The 8,377-nt window shown below is 61.0% G+C and carries 5 protein-coding genes; 3 read left to right on the top strand and 2 right to left on the bottom strand.

Annotated features, from left to right (window positions below):
* Positions 1–13 precede the first annotated feature (13 nt).
* Together WBP53_RS06065 and WBP53_RS06060 are read left to right on the top strand one after the other, a co-directional pair.
* Positions 14–4,975 (top strand): MBG domain-containing protein, encoded by a 4,962-nt coding sequence (locus WBP53_RS06065; RefSeq protein ID WP_423926956.1) that lies wholly within the window; start codon positions 14–16, stop codon positions 4,973–4,975.
* 181 nt (positions 4,976–5,156) lie between these two features.
* Positions 5,157–5,870 carry an AAA family ATPase gene (locus tag WBP53_RS06060; protein ID WP_423926954.1) on the top strand — a complete coding sequence of 238 codons (714 nt, stop codon included), beginning with the start codon at positions 5,157–5,159 and terminating at the stop codon, positions 5,868–5,870.
* A 98-nt stretch (positions 5,871–5,968) separates the two neighbouring features.
* Here the strand turns inward: WBP53_RS06060 and WBP53_RS06055 are convergent, their stop codons facing one another.
* Together WBP53_RS06055 and WBP53_RS06050 are read right to left on the bottom strand one after the other, a co-directional pair.
* Positions 5,969–6,730: an ABC transporter permease gene (locus WBP53_RS06055; RefSeq protein WP_423926952.1), complete on the bottom strand. Its 762-nt coding sequence runs from the start codon at positions 6,728–6,730 to the stop codon at positions 5,969–5,971.
* Entirely contained in the window at positions 6,727–7,707 is a 981-nt protein-coding gene (locus tag WBP53_RS06050; protein WP_423926950.1) for an ABC transporter ATP-binding protein, read from the bottom strand. The genes WBP53_RS06055 and WBP53_RS06050 overlap by 4 nt, the downstream gene beginning before the upstream one ends.
* Positions 7,708–7,884: 177 nt before the next feature.
* Between WBP53_RS06050 and WBP53_RS06045 the strand changes: the two genes are divergently transcribed.
* The gene (locus WBP53_RS06045) at positions 7,885–8,244 is read left to right on the top strand and encodes a DUF1428 domain-containing protein (RefSeq protein WP_423926948.1); all 360 of its coding nucleotides are present in this window, start codon (positions 7,885–7,887) and stop codon (positions 8,242–8,244) included.
* Positions 8,245–8,377: the final 133 nt, after the last annotated feature.

The following is an 8,377-nucleotide window of genomic DNA, read 5'->3' as shown; positions in this document are numbered from 1 at the left end:
GGGGAGACCAACGGTGGACACCTTGTATCCGAAGGTGCGCCTGGCGCGCAGATTTTTCACGTCAATGGCCATTGTCGCCACGCTCGCGATTTCGGTGGCGCATGCCGACACCGTCAGCGACAGCGCTGCCGACTGGCTGGTATCGCAGCAGATCATCGTGGGGCCAACGGCGGGTGCCTTTCCATGGACCCCGGGCCAGGCTGCCACCTCGAATACCCAGGGTGCATCGGCGCTCGGCCTGCTGCGTGCGTGGGAGCGCAGCGGTAACCCTGTTTTTCTGGCGGCTGCCGCCGCCAATGGCGCCTGCCAGATCAACGACTGTGTGCCCGGAATGATCTATGGCGATGGTCGGCACCGCTTTGCCACGCACGATCCATTGTTCCTGGAACAGCTGTCCATCGACACGGGCGATTCGCAGTATGCAGCCTTTCTTGATGCCGAGTTCTGGGTACGCCTGAGCGCGGGCATCTACGGCGAATCAGCCAATCTCGATGCCGCCGGATATGCCAATGCAGTGCTCTCCTCGAGGACTGGCAGCAATATTCCCGAGCTCGCGGCATGGGACCTCTCCAAGACCGCCATCGCTGCCCATCTGGCCGGTGAGAGCGTCGCCCGTGACGCCTTCATGCAGGCCATTCTTGCAAGCCTGAATGCATCCGATGCCACCCACACGACCTACGATGTCGTCGGGCTGACAGGAGCAATCTGGGCATCAGCCGTGACCGGCATCGAGCTTGATCCGACCAGTGGCAAGTGGGCCGCCGCCAACAGTACGGCGCAACTCGCGAACTTCATGCTCGGCTGGCAAGCGCCGGGCGGCGGCATCGTTGGCAGCACGGCCGCAGTGGGCGGTGCCATCGATACCAACGCCGACTCACAGACCACATCCTTCGCAATGCAGGCATTGGACGCACTCAATGCCTCAGCCTACGCCACCGAAATCGCCAGCGGGTTCTCGTACATCACGAGCTTGCAGGAGATGACTGGCGAATTCCTTGGCTACATCGGAGCGACCCCGGGCTCGACAGGGGCGATTGAAGGGCACGGCGAAACACTGGAGGCCTATGCCTCGATCACCCAGCGTCCGGTTGCCGTCTATGTCGACGATGACTTCCTCGGCGACACCCTTGGCCAGCCCGAAACATTCACTCACCCGCAGGTCAATGGTGGTGTTGCCATCCCGGTGATTTACGGCATCGACGCATTCGCCAGTATTTCCGCGGCGCTGGCAGAGGTGCAGGAGGGAGGCACGGTTTACGTGGCCAAGGGCCTGTATCCGGAATCCAACGGTGAAGGTGGCAACCTGATCATCAGTCAGGCGGTCAGCGTGATCGGTGAGCAGGCCGGCGTCGATGCGCGCACTCGCAACAGCGCTGATGCGGACGAAACCGTCATCGTTCCTGCTGTAGCACAGGCCGGGCTTGGCTACGGTTCCCATGAGACTTCAGTCATTGATATTGCAGGCGGCAACATTGTTCTTGATGGCCTGATCGTCGACGGGGACAACCCGGACCTGAGCTCCGCAGTCGCGCTGAATGGTGCGGATCCCGATGTCGCCGGCGGCATCTACGTACAGGGTCATGACAACCAGCTGCAGAACCTCGTCGTGCGCAACATTCTCTACGCCGGCATCGATGGCTACGCCGTGGGCACCGCCTATTCCGGCAACACCATCAGCCAGAACCGCTTCGCCAACATCACTTCGCCATCGCTATGGGGCATCGGTGTCCTCCTGCAGGACAATTTCTACGCGCAGGTCACCGACAATCTGTTCGACGAAGTCCGCGTGGGTGTGCAGACCAACAACAACCGCCTCGCCGCGCCGGGAGGATTTGCGCCATCCATCAGCGGAAACGAGATCCGCGCCACGCGGGTCGGCATTTTTCACAATCTCTTCACTGCGGCAGCCGCGACTTACGCGATCAACAACAATCAGATCATTGCCGTGGCCAATGCAAGCCAAAGCGGACAATGGATGGGCCTGTGGATCGAGTCGATGAACGCTGGCCAGACAGTTACGCTCAACGACAACACGATTGATGGTCTGGCAGTTGTCGGCAGTCGCGCAAGCGTCGGCTACGTGCTCAACAACATCACAAGTACGGCCAGCGCATCAACCGCGATCGACGGTGGCAGCGTGAGTCATGTCGGTACCGGCGTCCTCGCCACTGATGCCACGCGCTACGCCGGACCAGTCAACGACTTTGTCGTTCGCAATATCGCCTTCTCGGACATCGGTATCGGTGCGTTCTATGTCGAAGATACTACCGAACAAGCAGGCACCGCCAAGCTGACCATCGGCAGCGGAAACAGCTACTCGGATGTCGCGCATGTGCTGGCACTTTCCGGCATGGCTCCGGTCGTCGCTTTCACCGATGGCATCACCGGCGTCGAAAACGTTTACGTGCGATCTGCGAATGGCTACTACAACGACCCGGCGTCGGCGAGCTACACGGTCGCCAACGCCGTAATCAACATGGGTATCGGCCATGCATTGGCCGGGGGCAGTGTCGATGTCGAAGCGGGAAGCTTCAGTCAGAACATCATCGTCAACAAGGGTATCGAACTGCGCGGTCCGTTCATGGGCACGCCTGGTCATGATGTGGGCCGCAGCGGTGCCGGAGAGGCTGTAATCACTCCACCGACTGGTCGTGCAGTTCGCATCAATGCCGACAATGTCCGGTTCGACGGCTTCACCATCGCCAACGTCAACGACAGCGCGATCGTTTCGGGCGGCGGCTATGGCGGCGGTTCGACTGCTGTCGTCGTGGCCAATAATCGCGTCATCGACGTGCAAAGTGGCTCCGCTGTCTACACAAACGGCGATGTGGTCACCGGCCGCGTCTTTGAATGGACTGTCAGTGACAACCTGTTCCGCAATATCAATGACGCAATCGGTTCAGGCATCAACCTGTGGAAGGCGACCAACGGAACCATTCGCGACAACGTGATCGAGAATTCCGCCCATGGCGGCATCCAGCTCAACAACAGCATCGGCATCGACATCACGGACAACCGCATCAGCAACACCGCGAAGAACGGTATCAACGTGGCGCTGTCGCAGGATATCGCCGTTATCGGCAACGCAATCAGTGATGCAAACACGGCCAATGACGCGCAATCGGCTGGCCTGACCTTGTATGGCGGCAGCAGCAATGTCGTCATGATGTGCAACTCAGTGGACGGTGCTGGCAACAACGGCTTCAGTACGAAATCGTCGATTGGCGATCCAATTTCCAATATCCGCATATTCGACAACGCCCTGACTGTCGACAGCAATGTCAGCCACAACCTGGCCCAGGGGATAGCCATTGGCTCGAACTGGTATGGCGGCGGCGTGGCGACGATCTCCGGCGCGAACGCGATGGGCGCACAAGTTGCCGATCCGTTGCCGGCAACTCCCATCGGCACGGCAATCTGTATTGCCGCGGATCCGGTTGCTGCCAATGACCCGACGGCGGTGGTCGCCTACGCCGGCGGCGGTCAGTCGGCATTGGTGAATGCGGCATTCGCGAATACGCTTGAAGCGCGTGTAGTGGATGCACTGGGCGGTGCGGTGATGGGCGAGAGCATCAGCTTCGCCGCTCCGGTCGCTGGCGCTTCTGCAGCGCTTGGCACAGCGAGCGGCACGACCAACTACAACGGCGTGTTCGCCAGTGGCGTGACCGCGAACGGACTGGCCGGCAGCTACCTGGTCAGCGCAGCCAGCGGCACGCTGAGCCCTGGTGCCAGCTTCAGCCTGACCAACGATCCGATCATCGGCACGGTGAGCTGGGATGACTTGAGCGTTGTCTACGACGGCAACACGCACGTGGCGACCGCATTCATCACCGAAGAGCCGGGCACGGCGTGCGTGGTGACCCCGGTGTTCGGCCCGAACGTCGGCAACTACGCGGTCAGCGCGACCTGCAATGGCACCAGCCATGCAGCCAGCGGCACGAACACGGCCAGCATCACCCCGGCCGGTGCGAGCCTGGCCCTGAGCAACCTGACGCAAACCTTCGATGGCACGCCGAAGGCAGCCACGGTGACCTCGACGCCGAGCGGCATCGCCACCAGCGTGACCTACAACGGCAGCGCAACGGCCCCGAGCGCAGTCGGCGTGTACGCCGTAGTTGCCACGATCACCGACGGCAACTTCACCGGCCCACAGGCCAGTGGCGTGCTGCAGATCACCGCAGCCGATGCGCCGGATCTGGCGGTGACCATCAGCGATGACCGCGATTTCGTGCAGTACGGCGCGCTGCTGACCTACACGATCGTGGTCAACAATCCCGGCAACACGGCCATCAGCGGCGCCAGCGTGACCAGCAACCTGCCCATCACCCTGCTCGATGCGAGCCCGAGCTGGCAGTGCGTACAGGTCAGCCCGGGAGCGTCGTGCACCCTGAGCGGTGCGGGCAACCTGAATGACCCGGCGGTAAGCATTCCGGCCGGAGGTGGCGTGGTCTATCTGTTGAATGCCTGGGTGGATGACAACCAGGCATTGCCGACCGACCTGATCGACAAGCAGGTGACGGTGGTCGCACCGGGCGACACCAACCCGGCCAACAACAGCGCTACGGACGAGACACGGATCGTGATCTTCCGCGACGGATTTGATCCGGGCGGCAACGGTTCCGAGGATGGTGACTCGCTGGTGGATCCGGACACGGCTACCGCGTTGGGCGCCACGGAGGTGAAGACGCTGGCATTGGCCGGCGCCTGGAGCAGCGAAGGGCGGATCGTGGATCTGGCCCGCATCGAGAGCGGCGAAACGCACTACGCCGTTCAGGTCTTGCGCACGAGCAGCCAGTTGCTGGTGCGCCTGATGGGCCCGGACCGGGTCAGTGCCTGGTCTGCGGTGGTCAACGGCACGAAGGAACTGGCGCTGGGACTGGCCGAAGGTCAGCTGCTGCTGGTCGGCGGCGCCGAGGACCTGCAGCTGCCGATCACATCACCGTCGGGGCTCACGATACAGCTGCCGCACCGCTGATCCAGGCACCACAACCAGTAAACATGAGCAGCCGCCGGCCTTCGGGTCGGCGGCTTTTTCGTGGGCAATCAGCGACATGTGTCGCCAAGTTAAGTTATGGCCTGATTTCTCTTTTAGCCCTCGGCTGGCGTAGAGTGGACCGAATCTGCCGTTTGTATGGCTCGCCACCAGGGTATGCCGCATGTTTCGAGTCCTCATTGCCAACAGCAAGGGTGGTTGCGGAAAGACCACCCTGACGACGTCGTTGGCCGGGTATTTCGCGCGCAGCGGGCGACGCACGACCCTGATCGATTGCGATCCGCAGGGCTCATCCCTGGCCTGGTGCGAACAACGCGCTGCGCATCTGCCTCCTGTCCACTCGCTGGCCAGCAATGATCCCGCCTACGGGCTCAGCTCGGGATGGGTGCTGCGCATTCCAGCCAAGACCGAGGTGCTGCTGATCGACACGCCGGCAGGCTTGCGCTCTCACGAGTTTTCCCAGTTTGCCCGGCACGCCGACGTGCTCGTGGTTCCCGTGGTTCCCTCGCCGATCGACCTGCGCGCCACACTTGTCTTTATCGACATGGTGCGCAAGCTGGACGAAGTGCGCAAAGGACGGCTGCGGGTCGCCATGGTTGCCAACCGTCTGCGTCCGCGAACGCTTTCAGCCAGGCAGCTCGATTCGACCCTGGAGCGCCTGACCGAGGCCGCGATGATTCGCGTACGCGATTCACAGGTTTACGTTGGACTCGCCGATCATGGGCAAAGCGTATTCGACAATGACAGCAAGGCCATCCTCGCCCACCGCGAAGACTGGACGCCACTGATCAACTGGCTGGAGCGGCGCGCTGCCGAGCCTCGATCCACCGGCAACGTCACCCCGCTGGTATCGCCGGGGCAGCGTTTCGGTCAGTAGCATCACTTCCGCGAATAGCCGCGAATCCCGGCGCAGGGCCATGCCTGTCTGACGGTCGCAGCTTGATCTGTGCTGGCTGCAAGCAGAACAACCCACCGTCAACTGCGCAACTTCCATCCCGTGCGGAATATCCACCAGACAATGGTCAGGCAGATCAGCAGGAAGACAACAGTCATGCCGGTGCTGATCGCGATATGCACGTCGGCGACGCCGTAGAAGCTCCAGCGAAATCCGCTGATCAGGTAGACCACGGGATTGAACAGGGTGATCTTCTGCCACACAGGCGGAAGCATGCTGATCGAATAGAACGCACCACCCAGGAAGGTCAGCGGAGTGACGATCATCAGCGGCACAACCTGCAACTTCTGGAAGTCATCGGCCCACAGACCGATGATGAATCCGAACAGGCTGAAGGTCACCGATGTCAGCACAAGGAATCCGAACATCCAGAACGGATGTGCGATTTCGTAGTCGACGAAGAATCGCGCGGTTACCAGAATCAGCAAACCGAGCATGACCGATTTGGTTGCTGCCGCGCCGACATAGCCGATCACGACTTCCAGCCAGGATACGGGAGCGGAGAGCAATTCGTAGATGGTGCCGGCCCATTTGGGCATATAGATGCCGAATGAAGCATTCGAAATGCTTTCGGTGAGCAGGCTCAGCATGATCAGCCCGGGAATGATGAAGGCGCCGTAGCCGATCCCGTCGATCTCGCCCATGCGTGAACCGATTGCGGCGCCAAACACGATGAAGTAGAGCGAAGTGGACAGAACCGGCGAGGCGATGGACTGCATCAGCGTGCGGAACGTGCGTGCCATCTCGAAGCGGTAGATGGCGCGGATGCCATGCAGGTTCATGCCGGTTCTCCCTTCGGCTTGCGCACGAGGTTGACGAAGATTTCCTCCAGCGAGCTTTCGCTGGAGCGCAGGTCCTTGAAGTCGATGCCATGCTCACCCAGCCGGCGCAACAACCCGGCGATACCGGTTTCCTCGGACTGGGTGTCGAACGTGTAGACCAGGGTCAGCCCGTCGTCGGACAACTCCAGCGGCAGGGCGGCGAGTCCATCGGGTATTTTGTCCATGGCTTGCTGCAGGCTCAGGGTCAGCTGCTTCTTGCCGAGCTTGCGCATCAGCACATCCTTGTCCTCCACCAGTATCAGTTCGCCCTTGTTGATCACGCCGATCCGATCGGCCATTTCTTCGGCTTCCTCGATGTAATGCGTGGTCAGGATGATGGTGGTGCCCGCGTCGCGCAGACGCCTGACCATCTGCCACATGTCGTGGCGCAATTCGACATCCACCCCGGCACTGGGCTCATCAAGGAACAGGATCCCGGGCTGGTGCGACAATGCCTTGGCGATCAGCACGCGGCGCTTCATGCCACCCGAGAGCGTCATGATCTTGTCGTCGCGCTTTTCCCAAAGCGAGAGATCACGCAGTACCTTTTCCAGATAGGCCGGATCGGGTGGCTTGCCGAATAGGCCGCGGCTGAACTTCAGCGTGGCCATGACCGACTCGAAGGCGTCGGTATGCAACTCCTGCGGGACCAGTCCGATGACCGAACGTGCGGCGCGATAGTCGCGCTCGATGTCGTGGCCATCGGCCACGACGGTGCCCGTACTGGCGTTGACGATGCCGCAGATGATGCTGATGAGGGTGGTCTTGCCCGCTCCATTCGGACCGAGCAGGGCGAGGATTTCGCCACGACGGATGTCGAGGTTGATGTTCCTCAGTGCCTCGAAGCCACCCTTGTATACCTTGCCGAGATTGCGCACGGAAACGATGGCATCGGGTCCGGGCTGGTTTGCAGCCACGGCATTCGGGGAAGCATTCATCGAGTCTCCATTGATCAGGTGATCGCAACAGTCAGGCAGAGTAGATGTGGTCGCAGCGGGGAATTCAAGTACGGCCATCGTGCTGGGCGCACGCGTGCACGGTCATGTGCTCGCCACACTCGCATGTCCGGCGCTGGCGTGGTGGAATGGAAGCCCAAAAAACGAGAAGAGTGAATCATGAGCTACGTCGATGGTTTCGTAATTCCGGTGCCAAGGGAAAAACTTGGCGACTACAAGAAGATGGCACGCAAGGCGGGCAAGGTCTGGATGGAGCACGGCGCGCTCGCCTATCACGAGTGCGTCGGTGACGACGTGCCGGTCGGCAAGCGCACCTCGTTTCCTCAGAGCGTCAAGTTGAAGGAAGGTGAAGTGGTCATATTTTCGTGGATCATTCATGCCAACAAGACACAGCGCAACAAGACCAACAAGCTGGCGATGGCCGATCCACGGCTCAATGAAATGATGAATCCGAAAGGCATGCCGTTCGACGGCAAGCGCATGTTCTTCGGTGGATTCAAGGAAATCGTGAAATTCTGAAGCACGCAAGCGCGTGAGACAGATCCTGGTCGCAGGAATCGGCAGTTGTCGCTTCCTGCGACATCGAGGATGCTTCACAATTGGGCACTTGGCGTGCCGGCGCTTCGGAGCGACCGAACAGGGTCCCCTCCCG

The organism is Dokdonella sp. (assembly GCF_049593775.1).
In the GTDB taxonomy this organism is placed as follows: domain Bacteria; phylum Pseudomonadota; class Gammaproteobacteria; order Xanthomonadales; family Rhodanobacteraceae; genus Dokdonella.
Note: the sequence above shows the minus strand (reverse complement) of the source record. Positions and strands in the feature narration are given on the sequence as shown.